This is a genomic window from Arcobacter sp. 15-2 (assembly GCF_047159865.1).
In the GTDB taxonomy this organism is placed as follows: domain Bacteria; phylum Campylobacterota; class Campylobacteria; order Campylobacterales; family Arcobacteraceae; genus JAIOSF01.
Window position 1 is genome coordinate 787,870 of the sequence record NZ_AP038804.1, and the last position, 22,325, is coordinate 810,194.

At 30.9% G+C, this 22,325-nt stretch carries 18 protein-coding genes, 4 tRNA genes and 1 other RNA gene; 9 read left to right on the forward strand and 14 right to left on the reverse strand.

The features are described from left to right. Positions 1-8: 8 nt before the first annotated feature. On the reverse strand, positions 9-593 hold the full coding sequence (gene clpP / locus ACMCMH_RS04230) for an ATP-dependent Clp endopeptidase proteolytic subunit ClpP (RefSeq protein WP_412727421.1): 585 nt from the start codon (positions 591-593) through the stop codon (positions 9-11). Next, a complete protein-coding gene (tig, locus tag ACMCMH_RS04235; protein ID WP_412727423.1) occupies positions 593-1,894 on the reverse strand; it encodes a trigger factor in 1,302 nt (433 codons plus the stop codon). Before tig ends, clpP begins: the two co-directional genes overlap by 1 nt. A gap of 139 nt (positions 1,895-2,033) precedes the next feature. On the opposite strand from tig, the gene ACMCMH_RS04240 reads away from it, so the two are divergent. Both ACMCMH_RS04240 and ACMCMH_RS04245 read left to right on the forward strand, forming a co-directional pair. Continuing rightward, complete coding sequence (locus ACMCMH_RS04240) at positions 2,034-2,963, forward strand: ribose-phosphate pyrophosphokinase (protein ID WP_412727425.1); 930 nt, start codon at positions 2,034-2,036, stop codon at positions 2,961-2,963. A 23-nt stretch (positions 2,964-2,986) separates the two neighbouring features. Beyond that, positions 2,987-4,045 carry an OmpA family protein gene (locus ACMCMH_RS04245; protein WP_412727427.1) on the forward strand — a complete coding sequence of 353 codons (1,059 nt, stop codon included), beginning with the start codon at positions 2,987-2,989 and terminating at the stop codon, positions 4,043-4,045. Between the two features lie 59 nt (positions 4,046-4,104). Here the strand turns inward: ACMCMH_RS04245 and ACMCMH_RS04250 are convergent, their stop codons facing one another. Continuing rightward, positions 4,105-4,707: a hypothetical protein gene (locus tag ACMCMH_RS04250; RefSeq protein WP_412727429.1), complete on the reverse strand. Its 603-nt coding sequence runs from the start codon at positions 4,705-4,707 to the stop codon at positions 4,105-4,107. Positions 4,708-4,709: 2 nt separating this feature from the next. Continuing rightward, positions 4,710-6,728, reverse strand: a complete 2,019-nt coding sequence (locus tag ACMCMH_RS04255) for a TonB-dependent receptor domain-containing protein (RefSeq protein WP_412727431.1) — start codon at positions 6,726-6,728, stop codon at positions 4,710-4,712. A 144-nt stretch (positions 6,729-6,872) separates the two neighbouring features. Here ACMCMH_RS04255 and ACMCMH_RS04260 point away from each other — a divergent pair, with 144 nt between their 5' ends. From ACMCMH_RS04260 to ACMCMH_RS04275, 4 genes are all read left to right on the forward strand, one after another. After that, a complete protein-coding gene (locus ACMCMH_RS04260) occupies positions 6,873-7,610 on the forward strand; it encodes a response regulator (RefSeq protein ID WP_412727433.1) in 738 nt (245 codons plus the stop codon). After that, positions 7,603-9,144, forward strand: a complete 1,542-nt coding sequence (locus tag ACMCMH_RS04265) for a sensor histidine kinase (protein WP_412727435.1) — start codon at positions 7,603-7,605, stop codon at positions 9,142-9,144. The genes ACMCMH_RS04260 and ACMCMH_RS04265 overlap by 8 nt, the downstream gene beginning before the upstream one ends. 63 nt (positions 9,145-9,207) lie before the next feature. Then, positions 9,208-11,013, forward strand: coding sequence for a translation elongation factor 4 (gene lepA / locus ACMCMH_RS04270; RefSeq protein ID WP_412727437.1), 1,806 nt, complete (start codon positions 9,208-9,210; stop codon positions 11,011-11,013). A 132-nt stretch (positions 11,014-11,145) separates the two neighbouring features. Then, positions 11,146-11,865, forward strand: coding sequence for an ion transporter (locus ACMCMH_RS04275; protein WP_412727439.1), 720 nt, complete (start codon positions 11,146-11,148; stop codon positions 11,863-11,865). Here ACMCMH_RS04275 and bioA read toward each other — a convergent pair. After that, on the reverse strand, positions 11,860-13,080 hold the full coding sequence (gene bioA, locus ACMCMH_RS04280; protein WP_412727441.1) for an adenosylmethionine--8-amino-7-oxononanoate transaminase: 1,221 nt from the start codon (positions 13,078-13,080) through the stop codon (positions 11,860-11,862). The two genes, ACMCMH_RS04275 and bioA, sit on opposite strands and share 6 nt — an antisense overlap. A gap of 46 nt (positions 13,081-13,126) precedes the next feature. Between bioA and ssrA the strand changes: the two genes are divergently transcribed. Beyond that, positions 13,127-13,482: a transfer-messenger RNA gene (ssrA, locus tag ACMCMH_RS04285) on the forward strand. Between the two features lie 37 nt (positions 13,483-13,519). Here the strand turns inward: ssrA and htpX are convergent. The 9 genes from htpX to trxA form a co-directional block, all read right to left on the reverse strand. Next, positions 13,520-14,362 carry a zinc metalloprotease HtpX gene (gene htpX / locus ACMCMH_RS04290; RefSeq protein WP_412727443.1) on the reverse strand — a complete coding sequence of 281 codons (843 nt, stop codon included), beginning with the start codon at positions 14,360-14,362 and terminating at the stop codon, positions 13,520-13,522. Positions 14,363-14,553: 191 nt separating this feature from the next. Next, positions 14,554-14,638 (reverse strand) — tRNA-Leu (locus ACMCMH_RS04295). A 30-nt stretch (positions 14,639-14,668) separates the two neighbouring features. After that, positions 14,669-14,745: transfer RNA gene (locus tag ACMCMH_RS04300), tRNA-Arg, on the reverse strand. Positions 14,746-14,763: 18 nt separating this feature from the next. Beyond that, positions 14,764-14,840 (reverse strand) — tRNA-His (locus ACMCMH_RS04305). Positions 14,841-14,875: 35 nt separating this feature from the next. After that, positions 14,876-14,953 (reverse strand) — tRNA-Pro (locus ACMCMH_RS04310). Positions 14,954-15,089: 136 nt separating this feature from the next. Then, positions 15,090-15,872 (reverse strand): thiazole synthase, encoded by a 783-nt coding sequence (locus tag ACMCMH_RS04315; RefSeq protein ID WP_412727445.1) that lies wholly within the window; start codon positions 15,870-15,872, stop codon positions 15,090-15,092. Between the two features lie 69 nt (positions 15,873-15,941). Then, positions 15,942-17,321, reverse strand: a complete 1,380-nt coding sequence (locus ACMCMH_RS04320; protein ID WP_412727447.1) for an NAD(P)H-hydrate dehydratase — start codon at positions 17,319-17,321, stop codon at positions 15,942-15,944. Positions 17,322-17,323: 2 nt separating this feature from the next. Continuing rightward, on the reverse strand, positions 17,324-17,644 hold the full coding sequence (locus ACMCMH_RS04325) for a translation initiation factor SUI1 (protein WP_412727449.1): 321 nt from the start codon (positions 17,642-17,644) through the stop codon (positions 17,324-17,326). Positions 17,645-17,735: 91 nt separating this feature from the next. Next, complete coding sequence (gene trxA, locus ACMCMH_RS04330) at positions 17,736-18,053, reverse strand: thioredoxin (protein WP_412727451.1); 318 nt, start codon at positions 18,051-18,053, stop codon at positions 17,736-17,738. A 137-nt stretch (positions 18,054-18,190) separates the two neighbouring features. Between trxA and alaS the strand changes: the two genes are divergently transcribed. Further along, on the forward strand, positions 18,191-20,752 hold the full coding sequence (gene alaS / locus ACMCMH_RS04335) for an alanine--tRNA ligase (RefSeq protein WP_412727453.1): 2,562 nt from the start codon (positions 18,191-18,193) through the stop codon (positions 20,750-20,752). 22 nt (positions 20,753-20,774) lie between these two features. Continuing rightward, on the forward strand, positions 20,775-22,322 hold the full coding sequence (locus ACMCMH_RS04340; protein WP_412727455.1) for an endonuclease/exonuclease/phosphatase family protein: 1,548 nt from the start codon (positions 20,775-20,777) through the stop codon (positions 22,320-22,322). Positions 22,323-22,325 lie beyond the last annotated feature (3 nt).

Here is a 22,325-nt window from a genome sequence, read left to right on the forward strand (position 1 = left end):
TCTTTCTCTTACTCGTGTTTATCTATTACTTTATCAACAAGACCATAATCAGCAGCTTCACTAGCAGACATAAAGTTGTCTCTTTCTGTATCAGCTTCGATTTTTTCTATATCTTGACCTGTATGTTTTGCTAAAAGTGCATTTAAAGAATCTTTCATTCTTTGAATCTCTTTAGCTTGAATCTGAATATCTGTAGCCTGACCTTGAGCCCCACCTAATGGTTGGTGGATCATAATTCTAGCATTTGGTAAAGCAAATCTTTTTCCTGGAGTTCCAGCACTTAATAAAAATGCTCCCATAGATGCAGCTTGCCCAATACAAATAGTACAAATATCAGGTTTGATATAGTTCATTGTATCAAACATACTCATACCAGCAGTTACAACTCCTCCTGGAGAGTTGATATATAAGTAGATATCTTTTTCAGGATCTTCAGCTTCTAAAAATAAAAGCTGAGCTACAACTGTTGAAGCAACTTGATCATTTACTTCACCACTAAGCATAATAATTCTATCTTTTAAAAGACGAGAGTAGATGTCGTAACTTCTCTCTCCTCTTCCTGTTTGTTCAACAACTACTGGAATATAAGACATTATTTTCCTGCTTTTTCGTCTAATAATTTAGTGATAACTTTTTGCTCAATCATTGACATTTTGATTGCTGGTAGGTAACCTGCTTCTTCGTATTGTTTGATAAGTGCTTGACCATCTTGACCTTGCATCATCGCTTCGTAGTATAATGTTTGAGTTACTTCTTGATCTTCAACTGTTACACCCTCAGCTTTAGCTAACGCATCAACAATAAATGTAGCTTTTACACTATTTGTAGCTTCTGGTTTAGCTTCTTCTCTCATTTTTTCGATTTTAGCTTGATCTTCTTTTAATGCGTTTAACTCATCTTCAGACATTGTTCGTACTTGGTTATTTAAAAGTTGAGAAATCTCTTGCTCTAAAACTGATGTTGGTACTTCAAAAGAGATTTTTTCAACTAAAGTTTCTAAATATTTAGGTTTTAAATCTTCGTTGTAGTATTTAGAGTTTTTTTCTAAAGTGATTTGTTCTTTAATTTTTTCTTTTAATAAATCAACTGTTGGGTTCTCTTCATTTCCTAAAACTTTTGCAGCAAATTCATCATCAATAACTGGAGCAGCTTTTTCTTGAATCTCGTGTAATGTTACTTTGAATACAACTTCTGCACCAGCCAAATCTGCTGCTTGGTACTGCTCTGGGAATGTAACAGTGATATCTTTTTGCTCTTCATATTTCATACCAATTACTTGATCTTCAAATCCTGGGATAAATGAACCTGAACCAATCTCTAAAGTATGACCTTCAGCTTTTCCACCTTCAAATGCAACACCATCTTTGAAACCTTCAAAATCGATAACAGCGAAGTCACCTTCTCTTACCATTCTTTTTCTTTTGATTTTTTCTAATGGAGCATTTTGTCCTGCCATTGTGTTGATTCTTTCTTCAACTTCAGCATCAGTAACTTCAGTAGCTTCAATTTCTGGTAATAATGATTTATAATCACCTAAATCAACATTTGGTCTACAAGATAATTCAATTGCAATTTCGATATCACCATTTTCTTGCTTATCAAATTTTGTAATAGCAGGCTCACCGATTAAGTCAGTATTAGAGATCTCTAGTTCTTTTAAAGCATCAGTTAAAATTGCTCTGATTGCTTCACCCTCAGCATCTTGAGTTAACTTATCAGCATATCTACTTTTTACTACTGCTACTGGAACTTTACCTTTTCTAAAACCTTGAACATCCATTGTTTTTGCAGCTTCTTTAGCTAACTTGTCTAAGTTTGTTGCAATTGCATTTGCTTCTACTGTTGCAGTAACAACTGCATTTGCTTCGTTTGTTTTTGTTGCGTTAAATTTCATATAAATGAACTCCATATTTGATAATTTATTCTAATTTTAGCCAAAGCTAGCTTATAATACATATAGGCTTTGTTATTTTGAGAATTAAAGAGATATTTTGATATAATCTGCGTACTATAATATTTAAAAAGGTAATGTGATGAATGACTATATACTTGTGGCAGGAACAGCAAATCCAGAGTTTGCCCAAAAAGTTGCTTCTTCTTTAGGTAAAGAGTTAGCCGAAGTTGAAGTAAAAAGATTTAGTGATGGTGAGATCAATGTGAATATTGCTGAATCAGTAAGAGGAAAAGATGTTTTTGTTGTACAACCTACTTGTGTACCTGCAAATGATAACTTAATGGAGTTATTAATTATTGTTGATGCTTTAAAAAGAAGTAGTGCAGGTAGTATTAACGCTGTTATTCCATATTTTGGATATGCTCGACAAGATAAAAAAGCAGCTCCTAGAGTTCCAATTACAGCAAAATTAGTTGCAGATATGATTCAAGTAGCAGGTGTTCAAAGAGTTATCACTTTAGATTTACATGCAGCACAAATTCAAGGATTTTTTAATATTCCAGTTGATCATCTTACAGGTTCAACATTATTTGTTGAATATATCAAATCAAAAAATCTTAAAAACCCAATCATCGCTTCTCCAGATGTAGGTGGTGTTGCACGAGCTAGAACTTATGCAGAATCTTTAGGATACGATTTAGTAATCGTTGATAAAAAAAGAGAAAAAGCAAATGTAAGTGAAGTGATGAATATCATTGGGGATGTTACAGGTAGAGATGTAATTATTTTAGATGATATGGTTGATACTGCTGGTACTTTAACAAAAGCAGCAGATGTGTTAAAAGCAAAAGGTGCTACAAGTGTTATGGCCTGTTGTACTCATGGTGTCTTAAGTGGTCCTGCATTTGAGCGAATTACAAAAAGTGCTTTAGATGAATTAGTTATCACTGATACAATTCCATTATCTCAACCACATGATAAAATTTCTGTTTTAACAGCGTCGGAAATTACTGCAAAAACAATTAAAAGAATTTATACAAACGAATCAATTCAAAGTATATTTATATAAGTAAACAATTTAAAAGGAAAAAAATGAAAAAAATTATATTTTCATCACTAGTAGCAACGGCATTATTAGCAGGTAACACTTATCAAATTACACCAATGATTGGATATGTAAATACAAAAGATCATGTCGATATTGAAAATCATGCGGTGGTAGGGATAGGAGCTTCTCGAATATTAAATGAAGATTCTATGTTCAGTGCATTAGAGGTAGGTTTATTACAATCAGGTGATGCTGATTATGAAAATAATGGTGGAGATACAAAAATTACACAAATTTTTTATAATGCAGTAAAAGACTATAAAATCAATGATTCATTTAAATTATCAGCATTAGCAGGTTTAGGGTTTGAATATATCTCAAATCAAAGACAGGGAAATGAATCTGATCCATTTTTCAACTATGGTGTAGGTGCTGCTTATACATTTGCAAATAACATGGCTTTGAAATTAGATGTAAGACATCAGTTAAAATTTGATGGAGATAAAAATATTGTTACACTTTTAGGACTAGCGATCCCTTTTGGTGAAAAAACACAACAACAAGTTGAAGAGATAGATAGTGACAATGACGGTGTTGTTGATTCAATAGACCAATGCCCTACAACTAAAGCTGGTGTTGTAGTTGATGTAAATGGATGTGAAATAGATAGTGACAACGACGGTGTTGTTGACTCTATGGATAACTGTTTATCAACACCTGAGGGGGAAGCTGTAAATGAAAAAGGTTGTCCAATTGTAGCTGTACCAGCACCTGCAAATCTAGGAATTGTTTTCGAAACAAATAGTGCAAAAATCAAAAGTAGTGATCTTGCAAAATTTGAAAAGTTTGTTACTTATTTAGAACAAGTTCCAACAGCAAAAGTTATTTTAGAAGCACATACAGATTCAGTAGGAAATGCAAAATATAACCTAAGTTTATCACAAAAAAGAGCTGATAGTACAAAAGCACAATTAGTATCTATGGGGATTGCCCAAGAAAGAATTACTGCTATTGGTTATGGTGAAACAAAACCATTAGTTGAAAATAATTCAGCTGAAAATATGCAAAAAAATAGAAGAGTTACAGCAACAATAGAAAAATAATTTATTATTTTTAAATAAAACAAATTCAATTTTAAAAATTGAATTTGTGATATATCAACTTACGATATTAGTAAGAAAGCAATAACTACTACAATTCCAGCTAACATTAGATAAACACCTCGTTTTTTAAATCCATATTTCCCTTTAACCATAAACATTGCGGATATTGCAAAAAAACTTAATACAACAGAATAAAACATAGCTAAATAAAACCATGCACTTTCATGGGAGGCTTTATGTGCATCAAGAAATATTTTTACAGCTTTAGGATAATCTTTATACACAACATCGGTTATACCATTGTCTGAATTATATGTTACTTTTAATGCTCTCCAAGCAGTAAAAATGCTTGTATTTAAAGTTTCCTCTTCTAATTTCAATCGTAATCTTTTCTCTATTTTTGGATACATCTTCTTTTGAAATACTAAGGATAAATTACCTTTTTTAATCTCTTCTATAAATTTTTTGTTAAAAGTTTCTTTACTAATATTTGAAGACATTACTATTTGAGTATGTGTTTCTTGTTTGAACCATCCCAAACCTCGTACAGATAAAACTATTCCACTGAGTGCATAAATAAGAGTCAATCCAATTGTAAAATACCCAAGGTCTCTATGAAGAGACCTCATCCATTGGTCGATACTTTTTTTCTTTTTAGCCATTATTAGAATCTATATGACAATTTAATTTTAACATTTCTTCCAACCTCTTCTGATTCATATTCATTATCTCCAAAATATGTTCCAAAAGCTGTATGTTTTGTATATTGTTTATTAAAAATATTATCAACACCAAAGTTAATTTTCGCTCCTTCTAAAGACGCTAATTTATATGATGCAGAAATGTTATGTGCTCCATATCCTTTTCTTTGGACATCTTGAGTTGGGCTATATTTATAATTATTACCTGGAACTAATTCAGCGTTATAGTTTAATGATAATTGTTCATTAACTTCATAGTTAGTATTTATTTTAAAAATATGAATTTTTGCAGTTTTTGGTTCACTTTCCTCTTTTGTTTCAATATTTGTTTCAGTTCCATCAGTATATGTATGACTTAGATTAATAGAGAAAGCATCTTTTGCATAGTTAAATGCTGTTTCAATTCCCCAAATAGACATATCAGATTGATTTTCCAAAGCAGCATTTTTTGTTGGATGCATATAGTTATCTAAATTGTATGTATATGCTGTAAATCCGATTTTTGAATTATCTGCATTTAGATTTGATGATAAATCATAATCTATACCAATTTCATAGTTATCTCCTGTTTGTGCTTTTGTATTGGTATTTTGAACAAGAGAATCACTTAAAGTCAATGTTTCACCTAAAGATGGTCCTTTAAATATTTTACCATACCCTACTCTCATACTTAGTTTTTCATTTACTTGATATGATGCTTTAAACTTTGGTGAGAATTGTTTATATGTTCCATCATAAAAACCTCCCATTTTATGCACATCATATCTAGCACCTATATTTACAATTAATCTATCTAAATCAATTTCATCTTCAATATAAGCACCATAAGCATTCACCTTTCCTTTTCCATCTACAGAAGATTTTTCAGTTGTCCCTGCTTTTGAACCAGTAAGATATCTTGCAACATCATCTGCATCTTTAGACTGCTCTTCTCTTGTATTATCAATACCATATGTTAAAATATGATTACCAATTATAGATCTATTTCGAATATCAAACCCGATTGCTTTATTTTCATACTCTCTATTTGGTTGAAGCATATCACCATCTTTAGTTCTTGTACCACTTATGTTGTAATAATCTACAAAGGAATCTCTATTAAGTTTTTGAGAGTTTGAGAATATTTTTGTTTCTAACTGAATCAAATCATTATTAGGGTTATATTCATAGTTTAAAGTATAAGTGTCTCTTACAATTTCATTATATGAATATGATTCATCATTACTTCCTGGCTTTTCCCCTGAAATATTTCTATTTCCACCATCTTGGTATTTGTTATAAGAAAATTTAATTGTATTATAATCATTTGGTTTAAATACAATTTTTCCCAAACCACTTTGAAGTTTACTACTCTTTGATCTAACATCAGGCTTATTTGGGATATGAAGATCACCATCTTTTGAGATATTTCCCATTCCTAAAAATTCTAGCTTGTCATTTATTTTTGCAAAAACAGCTACACTTGACATTTTTCTCTCATAGGCACTTTGGTATCCTGCTGTTATTTTTCCACCAACTTTTTCTCCATTTTTTAAAAAATCGCTTGGGTCTTTTGTTTCATATTTAAAAGAACCATTTACAACACCCGCACCACTTAAAGCTGAAGTTGCACCAAGTTCAATAGAGCTAATCTTTAACATCTCAGCATCAATAGTTTGATCTCCCGAATGGTGAAATAATTGTCCAGTTAATTGTGCACCATCTACACTAATATTAGAAAATTTATCCTCTAAACCTCGAACATAAACTTTTTGTGCATATCTTGAGTTTCCGTCTACTATAACACTTGGCATTGATTTTAAAATATCTTTTACATCACTTGCTTGTTGATTTTCTAAAGTAAGTGCAGTAATACTTTTTACCTGTTCTTGAAATGCAGTGTCATTTACTTCTATTGAATCTAGTCGTTCCACTTCATTTGATGTTGCATTAACTGCTATACTTGCAGCTAATGATAAAGAAAATAATAATTTATTCTTCATTTTAGTCCTTTTAATTTAATAATGAGAATTATAATCATATAAAATCACAAAATAATCACATTTGTATTTTTTTAAACTATGTTTAAATTGATTATCAGTATCATAACAAAAATTCATCACAGAATAATCACAAAAGGAAAATACTTGTGTAAGTTAATAAAAGTTTTATCAAAAGAGGTTGATATATTAATTGTAGAGGATGAAATCATTCTTGCTATGGCAATAGAATTAAGCTTACAAGAGATGGACTATAATGTAAGTGGAATAGAAACAACGGGGCAAGATGCAATAGAACACGCAAAAATACATCATCCTGATATAGTTTTAATGGATATAAATCTTAAAAACTCTATTTCTGGAATTGAAGCAGCAACGCAAATATGGAAAAGATTTAATATACCTATTATATTTCTCACTTCATATCATGATGACAAAACTATGAAAGAAACCTTAGAGTGTGAACCGTATGGTTACCTCATCAAACCATGTCAAGATGCTGATTTAAAAGTTGCTATTACAACTGCTTTACATAAACATAAATATTTTTTTGAAAATAAATCAAGTTTGATTGATGAAGAAAATCAATTTGTACAAGTATCCAAAACATTGATATTTAATAGAACTACAGGAGTTTTATATCAAGACAATAAACAGATCCAACTTACAAAAAATGAAAAAAAACTTTTTGAAATCATGACAGAAAAACCAGGTCAAATTGTCCCTTTTCATAGAATCAGTACCTTTATTTGGAGAGAACCTATATATGATATGGGAAAAATGAGAACACTTTTTTATAGATTACGACTCAAAATAGGGACTAATCCATTTGAAAACATATATGAAGAGGGATATAAACTCACTACTGTAGAGTCTGATGTCTAAGCTTTTAAAGATCACTAACTATTCGTTAAACATAAAAATTTTTCTTTCATTTTTTTTATTAGGACTTTTACTTCTAACGATTCTTTTTTTACTTATCATCCCTCAAATGCAATTAGAACAGCATCAATCAGCTCAAAACAAACTAGAACAGATGATAAAGTTAACTAAGGAGCAAGTATTGTTAGCAGGAAAATCAATACAGATGCAAAGTAAACTTGAAATAAGTGAAACAAAACATAAAATAGAACTAGATATTGTGAAAAATAAACCTTTACCAAAAATGTGTCAAAAAGTTTATATTCCATATTCTGATACTATTATTTTAAATACATGGGAAAAAAAATATAAAGATGATAACAACTTTAATAAAAGAGATTATCACAATATTTTCTATACACAATCATCAAAAAAGAGTATGCTTTCAAAAATTTCATGTCACTCTTCTATCTTTAATAAAAACCATTCCACTTTTGAGAAAGATATAAAACAAAATATACAAAAATCCTTTGCATTAACTTCACAAATACACAAAGGCACAAGTTATCTTATATGGCTCAATAAAAAATATCAAAATGACAATACCCCTTTATACGAAGAAAATGAGATAGAGCGTAAACAAAAATATATTATAAGTAATATCTCAAATGTAAAAAGAATATATACAGCCTCATTATCTCCAAAAGAGATAATTCAAAACTCTAACAAAGCTCCTATTTCGCATAAACTTAATAATAAAGACACACTTACTTGGGTAAATATTATAAATCAAAATGATCGTTACTATTTTATTTTGATAACGACTGCGTATCAAGAAAACTTTGATAAGTACAAAGATTCGATATTTTGGAAAATATTTCCAGCTTCAATAATTGCACTTATTTGTGCTATATTTGTTGGTTTTTTTATATTTAAACATCTCTTAAAAGCTTTGCAAAACTCTATAGAAGAGAAAGAGATACTTTTAAAAGAGATTCATCATCGTGTTAAAAATAATTTAGCATTGACTATTAGTCTAATAAAACTACAGCAACATAAAGTTGAAGATACTAACACAAAAAAAATCTTAAAAGATATACAAGAGCGTATTTATACTATGGAGTTATTGCATAGAAAGCTTTACGAATCTAAAAATTTGAACCATATTTTAGTCAAAGACTACATTGAAAATTTAGTTTTAGATATAGCAAAAACATATACAAATAAAGTCAAAATAAACTTTAACATTGATGAGATTTATTGTAATATTGAAACGGTTTTACCTTGTGCATTGATTGTAAATGAAATTGTTACAAACTCATTTAAATATGCTTTTTTAAATCATACTAAGCCTACACTTTCCATTAAAGTTACAAAAAACAATAATCGTTATGAACTCTGTATCAAAGACAATGGTATAGGAGTACCATCTCATATAGATGTTTATAAAACAAAAACATTAGGATTAAAACTTATTAACTCAATTGCAAAGCAACAATTAAAAGGTGAACTCATATATAAATATGACAAAGGAGCTGTTTTTATAATCAGATTTTAATATAAAACATATATAAAGGAAATATGGATATAATCGCAATAATATATAAAAGCTTATTAGATAATGAGGAAACATAAATTGCAAAGTAAAATCAGAAATTTTAGTATCATTGCCCATATTGATCATGGGAAAAGTACATTAGCAGATAGAATCATACAAGAGTGTGGTAGTGTTGCAGATAGAGATATGTCAGCACAAGTTATGGATACTATGGATATCGAACAAGAAAGAGGTATCACCATTAAAGCACAGTCTGTAAGACTTGACTATGTAAAGGACGGTGAACACTATATTTTAAATCTTATTGATACTCCAGGCCATGTTGATTTCTCTTATGAGGTAAGTAGATCTTTGGCTTCTTCTGAGGGGGCTTTACTTATTGTTGATTCTACTCAAGGGGTGGAAGCTCAAACGATTGCAAATGTTTACATTGCAATGGAAAATGATCTTACACTTATGCCTGTTGTAAATAAAATTGATTTACCATCAGCTGATCCTCTTCGTGTTTTAGAAGAAACAGAAGAAGCTATTGGACTTGATTGTACTGAACATAATCTTATCTCAGCCAAGACAGGCGTAGGAGTAAAAGATTTAATTGATAGTATAGTTGATACAATTCCAGCACCATCAGGGGATGAAAATGCTCCTACAAAAGCATTGATTTATGATTCTTGGTTTGATAACTATCTTGGTGCTTTGGCTCTTGTAAGAGTATATGATGGAAGCATTAAAAAAGGGCAACTTTTAAAAATGATGAATACAAAAGTAGAACATAAAGTTCTTGACCTTATGTATCCTCATCCATTAAAAAAACAAAAAACAAATGAGATTCAAACTGGTGAAATTGGTATCGTTATTTTAGGTCTTAAAACAACAGAAAGTATTGTTGTTGGTGATACTATGACAGATGCAAAAAATCCTACACCTGAAATAATTGATGGATTTGAACCTGCTAAACCATTCGTATTTGCAGGACTTTATCCCATAGATACAGATAAATTTGAAGATTTAAGAGATGCCTTAGAAAGACTACAGTTAAATGATAGTTCTATTAGTTTTGAACCAGAGAGTTCAGCAGCACTTGGAAGTGGTTTTAGAACAGGATTCTTAGGTATGTTACATATGGAAGTTATAAAAGAAAGACTTGAGAGAGAGTTTAATCTTGACCTTATTGCAACTGCCCCAACTGTTGTGTATAAAGTACTTACAACTTCAGGTGAAGAACTGATGATACAAAATCCTTATGAATTACCACCAGTAAATCATATAGAAACTATATACGAACCTTATGTAAAAGCTACAGTTTTTGTACCTGATGAGTTTTTAGGAAATGTTATAACACTTCTTAATAACAGACGAGGTATTCAAAAAAAGATGGATTATATTAATCAAAGAGTATTATTAGAATATGATATCCCTATGAATGAAATTGTTATGGATTTTTATGATAAATTAAAATCAACTACAAAAGGGTATGCATCTTTTGATTATGAAGTGACAGGATTTAGACCTGGTAACCTTAAAAAACTAGATGTTTTAGTAGCTGGTGAAGCTGTAGATGCATTGAGTATTATTGTCCCAGAGGAAAAAGCACAAGCTAGAGGTAGAGTTTTTGTTAAACAATTAAAAGAACTCATTCCTAGACAACTTTTTGAAGTAGCTATTCAAGCAAGTATTGGGAAAGATATCATCGCAAGAGAAACTGTAAAATCTACAGGTAAAAATGTAACTGCAAAATGTTATGGTGGAGATATTACAAGAAAAAGAAAACTTCTTGAAAAACAAAAAGCTGGTAAAAAAAGAATGAAATCTATTGGTAAAGTAAATGTACCACAAGAAGCATTTATGGCGGTATTAAAACTAGACTAAAATCTAGTTTTAACTGTAAAATTTTAATTTCTTTATAAAAAACTAATCATGTACAATCAAACAAAAATAATAATCCAAAGCAAAATTTTCCAAAACTTTATCATAGCTGTTATTATACTCAATGGTATCTCAATGGGTTTAGAAACATCAAAAGATATTATGAGTGTGTATGGTTCTATAATAACTACTTTTGATAAAGCTGTAATCACTATATTTACAATTGAAATTATGATGCGTATCTATGTCCATAGAATCTCATTTTTTAAAGATGGATGGAGTTTGTTTGACTTTTTTATTGTTGCTATCTCATTAATACCTTCAAGTGCTGGTTTTGAGATACTTCGAATTTTAAGGGTATTGCGATTATTTAGATTGATTACAGTTGTGCCTCAAATGAGAAAAATAGTAATAGCACTTGTAAGCGTAATACCTGGGATGATATCTATTGCAGGATTATTAACTCTTCTTTTTTATATCTTTGCCATTATGTCTGTACATCTTTTTGGAGAGAGTTTTCCTCAATGGTTTGGAACTTTAGGAGAGTCTTTTTATACATTATTTCAAATTATGACTTTAGAGTCTTGGTCAATGGGAATAGTTCGTCCTATCATGGAAGTGCATCCTTATGCTTGGGTATTTTTTGTACCATTTATATTTATTGTGACTTTTATCATGATAAATTTGATTATTGCGATTGTGGTTGATGCTATGAATGAGATAAAAGATTTAGACAACTCTGAACTTATTAGTGAAATACACACAAATGATGACAATACAAAAGATGAGATAAAAAAACTCAGAGATGAGATAGAGGAGTTAAAAACCATTATCTTATCACAAAAGAAACTATAAACTTTTTATAGCTTCTTTTATTGTTGAAGTGATTTTATGCAGTTCAATATCAGTGATATTATAAGAAACTATACTATAAACTAGTTTTCCAAATGGTCGTATCCATACACCATTTTCTACACAAAAGTCTTGCACTGTTTGTGCATGTGAAGCATCTTTTAGTTCTACAACTCCAATAGCTCCTATATTTCGTACATCAGCAACTATTTCTAAATCTTTTAAAGACTCGAATTCTTTAGAAAAAATAGACTCTATACTGTTTACTTTCTCTTTCCAGTTAGAATTTACAAGTAAATCTAAACTAGCATTTGCAACACTGCAGGCCAAAGCATTACCCATAAAAGTAGGTCCATGCATAATAACACCTATGTCACTATTAGAAATAGTATCACTAATGTTTTTTGATGTAGCCATGGCAGCCATACTCATCATACCACCAGTGAGACCTTTTCCCATACACATGATATCTGGAGTGATATTCGCATGGTCACAACCCCACATAAGTCCAGTATGACCAAACCCAGTAGCAATCTCATCAACTATAAGAGGTATATCATATTTCGTACAAAGTTCTCTTGCTATTTTTAAGTACTCAGGGCTGTGAACTTTCATACCACCTGCACCTTGAACTATTGGCTCTAAAATAACTCCAGCTATTTCATCTTTATATTTTTCTATTGTTTCACCTAAGTTTTCAACAGAAGTAAATATATTTTGAGGAAGATAATCACCATATAAAGAGTGCATACTATTTTGTGGATCACATACACCCATACAACCTAATGTATCACCATGATAAGCATTTTCTAAAGCGATAAATTTTGATACATTTTTCCCTTTTGCTTTATTATACAAAATAGCAGTTTTCAGAGCTACCTCTACAGATACGCTTCCACTATCAGCTAAAAATACACTAGGGAGATTTGTAAGTTTTGCTATCTTTTCACAAAGGCTTGTAGCTGGCTCGTGAGTCAGACCTCCAAACATCACATGTGGCATGATATTTGCTTGTGTTTCTAGTGCTTTAATAAGTGTAGGGTGGTTGTATCCATGAATTGCACTCCACCATGAACTCATCGCATCTACGAGTTCTGTTCCATCTTCTAAAAAGATAGTTTGTTTATCTGTACTCTTTACTGGAAGTATTGTACTCTTTGAAGGCAGTGAATTATAAGGGTGCCATGTGTGTTGATTATCTATATCTAAAATTTTCATTTGATATTATACAAAAGTTTCGCTATAATTCGCTTCTATTTCACACGGGGTCGACATGGTATCGATTGGAGCAGTGCGGATTAGTTGCATGTGGGCTTGAATCACCCTTATAAGATTCACAATTTTTTAAACGCAAATAATACTAATTATTCTCCTGCTGTAGCAAAAGCTGCATAGATAAAAGACTCCCCTTAATTGGGTAGAGACTTTGGAGACTCACCCCTAGATAGCTTATCGATTTGGAATTGATTTGAACAAATTGAGACATTTAAAATCTTATCTTTTTAGTAGCCTTGGAAGTTTGAGCTACTCTAAAGAGACATCTGATCAACTTTATCTAAACATGTAGACGCTAATCTAATCTGTTTTAAGACTCGAGTTCAATTCTCGACGGCTCCACCAAGAAATCAAATCATTACCTTTCATTTAAATACTATTTTTATCTCATCTCAAATTTTAACTCTTCAAGCCTTGCTATTCTATCTTCTGTACTAGGATGTGTTCTAAACAAATCACCAAATTTTATATCTTTTCCACTAAAGGGATTGATGATAAACATATGTGCCGTTTCAGGTGTAGCATGGTTTAAGTTACCTCTTTTAGCATATGATTCTAGTTTTGATAATGCGGATTGTAAATAAGATGGATCTCCAGTTAATCTAGCAGCACCCTCATCCGCCATATATTCTCTACTTCTACTAACACTCATTTGAACTATAGAAGCTGCTATTGGTAAAATGATTGCTAATGCTATTGTTACAATTGGATGTACATTTCTATTTCCTCCACCAAATAGTGAACTAAACTGCATTATATTTGCTACCCATGCAATTGCCCCAGCTACAGTTGCAGCAATAGTACCTATTAATATATCATAGTGTTTAACATGTGATAACTCATGTGCAATAACGCCCTCAATCTCTTTTTCATCTAATATATCTAATAATCCACTCGTAACTGCAACAGCTGCATTTTCAGGATTCCTTCCTGTCGCAAAAGCATTTGGAGTATTATCATTAATAATATATACTTTTGGCATGGGAATATTAGCTTTATTAATAAGTCTTAATACTATTTTATAAATATAATGATTTGTAGGTAACTCTTGCGCGTCGTAATGTTTTAAGACTTGTTTATCAGAGTAATAATAAGCATAAAAGTTCATACCACCTACAACTAATAAGGCAATAGTAGCCCCACTACTACCTGCCAACATAAATCCTACTGTTACAAATACAACGGAAAGTAATGTCAAAAAAAATACTGTTTTAACTTGTTCCAATTATTATCTCCTAAATTTTATTATAATTTTATTATAATTTTATCAAGTTATTGACACTCATAAGCTTAGAGTGCTAAATTAGTTTTATTCAGATGGTAAGAAAAAAGAAAATTGAAAGAAAAAGTTTTCAGGCATAAAAAAAGCCCCTAACCAAGGGGCTAATTGAAGTTTAACATTAAGTAACTACATTATGGTGCGGATGAGAGGACTTGAACCTCCACGCCGTAAAGCACCAGATCCTAAGTCTGGCGTGTATACCAATTTCACCACATCCGCATATAGATGTAGTTAATTAATGTTAAACAATGGTACTCCCTACACGATTCGAACGTGTGACCTACGCCTTAGAAGGGCGTTGCTCTATCCAGCTGAGCTAAGGAAGCATTTTTATAAAGAAACTATGGGGTAAGATATGGGAATCGAACCCACGACCTTCTGAACCACAACCAGACGCTCTAACCGACTGAGCTAATCCTACCATCAGAATTTTATAAAATATAATTTTAAATAACATGGTCGGAGTGAGAGGATTCGAACCTCCGGCCCCCTGGTCCCAAACCAGGTGCGCTAACCAGACTGCGCTACACTCCGAACTTAAACATAAGACTGTGTCTCAATGTGGGTGGAATTATAATAAAAAAAAATAAAAATGTCAATAGTTTTTAAAAAGAATTTCAAAAATTCTTTAAGAAGATGATAAACAAGGGGTTTATCACCTTTTTAAGTTTTAAAATTGAATTAATCCATCAATAGGAGAACTAGCAGTTGCATATGGCTTTTTAGCAATTCTTCCTGCCTTATATCCCATTCTTCCTGCAATTACTGCATGTTTAAAAGCTTCTGCCATCATCATTGGATTTTGGGCTTGTGCAATCGCTGTATTTGCTAAAATACCTTCTGCACCAAGTTCCATTGCAGCTGCTGCATCTGAAGCACACCCTAATCCTGCATCAACTATAACTGGAACACGAACAGCATCTTTAATAAACGCAATATTATATGGATTTTGGATCCCTAAACCAGACCCAATAGGTGCTGCTAAAGGCATAATAGCATCAGCTCCTGCATCTTCAAGTTTTTTTGCGACAATTGGATCATCACTTGTGTATGCCATAATAGTAAAACCTTCTTTTTTGAGAATTTCACAAGCTTTTATTGTTTCTATTACATCTGGATATAAAGTTTTTGCTGCATCACCAATAACTTCAAGTTTAATAAGATCTATCCCTGTAGCTTCTCTCATTAGTCTAAAAGTTGTAATAGCTTCATCTGCTGTAAAACATCCTGCACTATTTGGTAAAAGTTTGATATTTGTATCTTTAAAATAGTCAAGAAGATTTTCTTCATTTGGATTTGTAATATTTACTCTTCTTATAGCTACAGTTATTAGTTCACTGCCACTAGCTATTGTTGCATCTTTTGTTGTTTGAAATGAATCATATTTTCCACTTCCCACAATAAGTCTTGAGTTAAATTCGTAGTTTCCTACTTTTAAAATAGTATCGTTCATATTAGTATATTTCCTTTTAAATTTTTTGTATTCTATGTATAAAATTGATGTATGTTATCGAAATTATCTTTATAGTTTTTTAATCTCTCTAACTAAATCTAGAGGTGTCATAGAATAATTATTTTGTGCATAATTTGACGCTGCTAAAGTATGTGCTAAGCTTCCATTTATTGTTGCACTTAGAGGATTATATCCTTGAGCTAAAAGAGAACCAATAAGCCCACATAAAACATCGCCACTCCCACCTTTACTTAAAACAGCACTTCCAAAGGGATTTACATAAATATTTTTATCTAATGAGATTAAAACATTTGTTCCTTTTAAAAGAAGAACTACTTTGGGGTATTTTTTACTAAAAAGTTTCACATATTTAAATCTATTATTCTGTAACTTTTCTATTGAAATATCTGCTAGTTTAGTAAGTTTTAAAAGAGAACAAAACTCTTTTGGATGTGGGGTAAGTACAATATTCTTTTGTTCTAAAACTTCGAGAATATTAGTATCATAAAAAAGGTCAGCGTCTATTACTTTGGGTATATTATTATCTAACAATTTATTATCATACTCTTTTCCTAACCCCATACCTATACAAAGTGCTGTTGTATTATTTGGTATTTTTTCACTTTGCATAATGTAGTTTGGTACTTTTTTATTCTCTTTTGAAATAACTGTAATTAACCCACAGCCAAAACCAAAACCTGCATCAGCACACAATAACCCTGCTCCTTTTTTTTCGCCGAGGACTACACTTAAATGTCCAAAAGTGCCTTTATTTGATATTTTGTTATCACGAAATGGGAGTTTTAAATCTTTTTTATCCAATAAGAATGTATCTGTTTTTTTTTCGTACAGTTTTCTTTGTACCCCAAGGTTAGCTACAACTATTTTTCCTATATATTCTTTTGCGCAATCTGTAAAAAGAGATTTTTTCAAAGCTCCCATAGTAATTGTGGTATCTGCATAAAAAGCCGTTGAGGCAACTTGACCCAAATAGTTTATGCCACTAGGAACATCGCAAGCTATTTTATAGGCATCAAGAGCATTCAGAGTATCAAGTATAGCAATTACCTCATCCGATAAATCTCTGTTAAGTCCAGAACCGAACAAACAATCAACTACTACATCACATTTTGATATTTTTGAACTTAGTTTTATATTGAGAGCTTTTACTCTTTGTAGTTGAATTTGTCCTATTTCTGTTTTCATGTCAGTAGGAATGTATAAAGATATTTTATATTTTTTATAAAGTAAACGAGCCATTGCAATACCATCTGCTCCATTATTTCCAGCACCACAGACTATCAATATCTTTTTATTTTTGGGAAAATTTTGTTCTATAAATTGAGCCATACTCATACTTGCATGTTCCATCAAAATATCTTCACTTAAATGATATTTACTATAGCATCTTTTATCTAGACTATTAACTTCATCATATATATTTTGCATAATTATTTCTTTCTAAATTTCCAGCCATCTGATTCCAAAGTTTCGATAATTTTTTCTTTTTTATCACCTTGTATCTCTAGCCATTCATCTTTTACAGTTCCACCACAGCCAAGCTTTGATTTTAGAAGTTTGAGGACCTCTTTTTTCTCTTTATCACTCATGAAAAAACGCCCTACTAAAGTAACTGGTTTTCCTCGTCTTTTTTCAAAAGTAAAAACTAACTGATGTTCATTTTTTGTTATTTTTGAGAAACTTTTTTTTGGATCTTTTAGTTTTTTTGTTTCCCAGCTATCACCTTGTAAATTTGCACCCATTTCAAACATACTGACTCCTAGTGTAATGTATAGATATAAAAAAAGGGACTTTAGAGTCAAACTCTAAAATCCCTTTTATATTTTTAATCGTAATTAAATATTATAATAAGCTATTGATTTTATCAGCAAAAGCTTGTTTAGAAGAAGCACCAACCATAGTATCAACTACTTCACCATCTTTCATAAAAACGATTGTTGGTATAGATCTTACACCAAATTTTGTACTTAATTCTTGTTGCTCATCTGTATTTACTTTACAGATATTTGCTTTACCTTCAAACTCTTCTGCTAATTCTTCGATAACAGGAGCAATCATTCTACAAGGTCCACACCAAGGAGCCCAAAAGTCAACTAGTGATACACCCTCTTTTGTTGTAGCTTCGAAATTATCATTTGTTAATTCAATATATTTTCCCATATTATTTCCTTTTAATTCTTTATTTAAAAAATTGTACTCTTTATTTTCTTTAATTAAGTTAAAAAATTTGAGTTATAACAAACTCTAAATGATATTTAGGATAAAATAATACATTAAATAAAATACGGATAAACATAATGAATATTAGAAATGAATTCTTAGAATTTTTTGTCTCAAAACAACATGAGATAATCAAAAGCGCGCCATTGGTTCCAGATGATTCAACACTACTTTTTACAAATGCGGGTATGGTACAGTTTAAGGATATTTTCACAGGAGCGATTCCAGCACCTAAGACACCTCGAGCTACTAGCTGCCAACTTTGTGTAAGAGCAGGTGGGAAACATAATGATCTTGAAAATGTAGGATATACAGCAAGACATCACACTTTATTTGAGATGCTTGGAAACTTCTCTTTTGGCGATTATTTCAAAGAAGAAGCAATTGCTAATGCTTGGGAATTTATCACTAAAAATCTTGAACTTCCAGAGGAAAAACTTTGGGTAACAGTACATGATAGTGATGATGAAGCGTTTGAACTTTGGACAAAACATATTTCTAGCGATCGCATCATGAGATTTGGGGATAAAGACAATTTTTGGTCTATGGGAGACACTGGTGCTTGTGGTCCTTGTAGTGAAATTTTCTATGATCAAGGTGCCGAAAAATTTAATAGCCCTGAAGATAAAATGGGTGGTGAGGGTGATAGATTTTTAGAAATTTGGAATCTTGTATTTATGCAATATGACAGAGATGAACAAGGAAATTTAAATCCACTACCAAAACCATCTATTGATACAGGTATGGGACTTGAAAGAGTTGTTGCAATCAAAGAGGGTGTTTCAAATAATTTTGATAGTAGCACTTTCCAACCAATCATCAAAAAAATTGAAAAGATTTGTGATACACAATTAACGCAACAAAATATCGCAAGTTTTAGAGTAATTGCAGATCATGTGAGAACTGTAACATTTATGCTTTCTCAAGGTATTTTATTTGATAAAGTGGGTCGTGGCTATGTTGCGAGAAGAATTCTTCGTCGAGCTGTAAGACATGGGTATTTATTAGGATTTAGAAAAGCATTTATGACTGAAATAATTGATACTTTATGTGAAATGATGGGTGACTTTTATCCTGAGTTATTAGAGAAAAAAGAGTTTATTCAAGAGCAAGTAAAACTTGAAGAAGATAGATTTTTCAAAACTATTTCAAGTGGAATGGAGCTATTTAATGCTGAACTTGAAAATACCAAAGAGATATTTTCTGGGGAAGTTGCATTTAACCTTTATGATACTCATGGTTTTCCTCTTGATTTAACAGAAGATATGTTAAGAGAAAAAAATCTACAAGTTGACAATGATACTTTTGATAAATGTATGAATCAACAAAAAGCTAAAGCAAAATCTGCATGGAAAGGGAGTGGAGATGATGCTAATGAGGGTGATTTCAAGCAAGTTCTTGATATCGTAGGGATTAATAAATTTGTAGGATATACAAATATTAGAACATCGAGTAAAATTATTGCTCTTTTAAACGAGAACTTCAAACAAGTAGAAACACTTTCTAGTGAGTCTATTGGTTGGGTAATGCTTGATAAAACACCTTTTTATGCTACAAGTGGTGGACAAAATGGTGATGTTGGAGCTTTAGAAGATGGTGATAATATTGCAATAGTAAAAGAAACAAAAAAATTCTTTGAGATGAATATGTCAAAAGTTGAAGTTTCTAGTAAGTCATCTTTAAAAGTTGGTTCAATTACAGAAGCTGTAGTTGTAAATAGAGGAGAAGTTTCAAAACATCATAGTGCTACGCACCTTTTACAAAGTGCTTTAAAGATGGTTTTAGGAGATACAGTATCTCAAGCAGGTAGTTTAAATGATGAGAAAAGACTACGGTTTGATTTTACTTATCCAAAAGCGATGACATCTACACAAATTGAAGAGGTGCAAGATTTAGTTAACTCTATGATTGCACGAGGATTAAAAGGGAGTGTTGAAGAATTACCTATTGAAGAAGCAAAAACAAAAGGTGCTATTGCTATGTTTGGTGAAAAATATGGTGATAGTGTCAGAGTTGTTGAGTTTGGAGATGTGAGTGTTGAATTTTGTGGGGGTACACATGTTCAAAATACTGGTGAAATCGGAAGTTTTTACATCACAAAAGAAAGTGGAGTAAGTGCAGGAGTACGAAGAATAGAAGCGGTAGTTGGTCTTAGTGCTATTGCTTATGTTCAAGATGCTATGAAAAAACTCTCTGCTGTTGAAGCTGAAGTAAAAAATAAAGATATCATAGAGGGTATTTCAAAACTTAAAAAACAAATAAAAGACCTAAAAACAGAATTAAAAGTTGCTCATGAAAATGTTGCTACTCCTTTAGAAGAACTTGATATCAACGGTGTAAAAGTTATAGTTGATATTGTAGAAAATGGTGATATTAAAAAACTTGTAGATGATATGAAAAATGGTCATGATAAAATAGCAACACTTCTACTTCAAGTCAAAGGTGACAAAGTTATGCTTGTGTCTGGTGTAAAAAATGCGGATGCTAAAGCTGGTGATTGGATTAAAACAATTGCTCCTATCGTTGGTGGTGGCGGTGGCGGTCGTCCAGACTTTGCTCAAGCTGGTGGGAAAGATGCTAGTAAAATAAAAGAAGCAAAAATAGCTGCTTTAGAATACATCAAAAGTGTATTAAACTAAGTTATTTTCTTTTTTGATAAATATGAAATATTTTTTATTTGTATTTATCACTACCTTAAATCTATACGCATTAGATTTTAAGGTAGCATCTTATAATGTAGAAAACTTTTTTGATCTACATTATGACAAAACAGAATATAAAGAATACAAACCTAATACAAAATCATGGAACAAAAACGCTTACACTCGTAAACTTCAAAATATCTCCAAGGTGATACAAGATTTAGATGCTGATATCTTAGCTTTACAAGAGATAGAATCACAACGAGCTCTTGATGCAATAGTAGAAAAAAATCCATATTATAAATACACCAAATTCCTAAAAAATAAGAATTCTGCTATTGGTCTAGCACTTTTAAGTAAATTTCCTATTGTAAAATCAGATAATGTAATAGTCGATAAATATGATAAATACTCAAGAGATATACTCAAAGTGACTGTGTCTATTGAAAATAAATCTTTACTACTTTATGTAAACCATTGGCGTTCAAAAAAGGCAAAAGAATCACAACGAATTAAATATGCTTTAGCTCTTAAAAAAAATATAGAAAAACTGGATGAATTTGAAGACTATATTATACTAGGTGATTTAAACTCAAACTATAATGAATACCAAACTTTTAAATATGATAAAAAGCTCAATGACACTTTTAATATCACAGGTATCAATCAAATTCTAAATACAACTATAGATGAAAATTTTGTTCATAAAAACACTTTATTTCAATATGACTTTAAGGTCCATTTCAATACTTGGCTAGAAGTAGAATCATACAATAGATTTAGTGCTAAATTTAAACAGCATAATAATACTCCTGATAACATCATACTTTCAAAAGGATTGTTTGATAACAGAAACATCTCGTATATCAATAAAAGTTTTAATGTATTTAAGCCAAAGTATTTATATAATAAAAATAAAATAATACGATGGAATAAGTCAAAAAAAACTGGATATTCTGATCATCTTCCTATATTTGCATTATTTTCCACTACTACACAAAAGTACAATTTCCAAGATACAAAAACTGTTGATACAGAAAATATAAACTCTATCCATCATCTTTATAATATTGAACAAATATCAAACTATTTATTAAAAGATGTTATAGTTATTTATATAGCAAAAAATGTAGCTATAATAAAACAAAAAAAAGATAGAAAAGCTATTTTAGTATTTGGGTCGACAATAAATAGTTTGCAATTAGGCTATAAATATAATTTTCGTGTTGACAAAATAGATACCTATTTTGGACTTAAAGAGATTATTCAAATTTCAAATATCATTAAAAAAGAAAAAATAGATAATTTTGAAGAGTATTATATAGATGGGAATAGTATAGATCTAAAAGATACACAATATCTCAACAACATAGTATACAATTTAAAAGGAATATATACTAAGAACTATCTTTATTTTGGAACTAAAAAAATACGATTATATTTCAAAAAAGGAATAAAAAAACCAGAAGATAAGACAAAAATCTTAATCACTTCTGGTCATTTAAGTATTTACAAATCCTCTATTCAAATAGTTTTACATAAAGAAAGCGATTTTATCCAATACTAGAAT